The sequence below is a fragment of the Streptococcus oralis genome (assembly GCF_001075875.1).
Lineage (GTDB): Bacteria > Bacillota > Bacilli > Lactobacillales > Streptococcaceae > Streptococcus > Streptococcus oralis_I.
The window spans coordinates 1-679 of sequence record NZ_JUOS01000195.1; the positions used below are offsets into that span (position 1 = coordinate 1).

At 28.9% G+C, this 679-nt stretch carries 1 protein-coding gene; it reads right to left on the reverse strand.

Features of this window, described 5'->3' with window-relative positions; genetic code table 11:
- Nucleotides 1–278 precede the first annotated feature (278 nt).
- The coding region (locus ADM33_RS10330) for a sensor histidine kinase (protein ID WP_049505052.1) at nt 279–679 on the reverse strand (401 nt) is incomplete at its 5' end.

Sequence of the window (679 nt, forward strand, 5' to 3'; positions counted from 1 at the left end):
GACTGAGAAATAAGATTATTGACTCACTATTTATGGAAGTAGTTATTTAAGAGAGAAAGATGAGTTACCAAAAATTTACTAAAATTTGAAAAATGAGTCTATTTTGCAAGATTCAAAAGTCTTAAAACCCTATTAAATCAAGGTTATAAGATTTAAAAAATTTATTCATAGAACTCAAAATCTTGCCTTACTTGTTTTGGCGGGTCGGACAGGGTATAAGTGGAAGATAAGATGAATAAAATGGAGAAGACTCTAATGGTTCTTCTCCATTTTTTTATCTAATTGGTAATGTTGAAAATCGGAAGTGAAATGATACTTTCAAAGAATTCATTTTGGACACTAGCAAACGAAATAGAGCCCTGATGCAAATCAACAATTTGTTTTGAAATTTTTAGACCAATGCCAGTCGTTCTAATTTTAGAAATATCAATATTTTTAAAAGATAATTCATTAAGTTCAGCAATTTTTTCTGGTGAAGCTCCCTGTCCATTATCTTTGATTTCGACAATTACATTTGTATCTTTTTTGAATAAGTTGATTCTTATTGTGCAACCCTTTTCGTTATGTAAAACAGAGTTGTAGATGATATTATGGATAACTCTTGTGATTAAAAACCGCTCAATCATGATAGATTGATTAACAAGTGAATAATCGTAATCAAATTCAAATTCAAAATCAT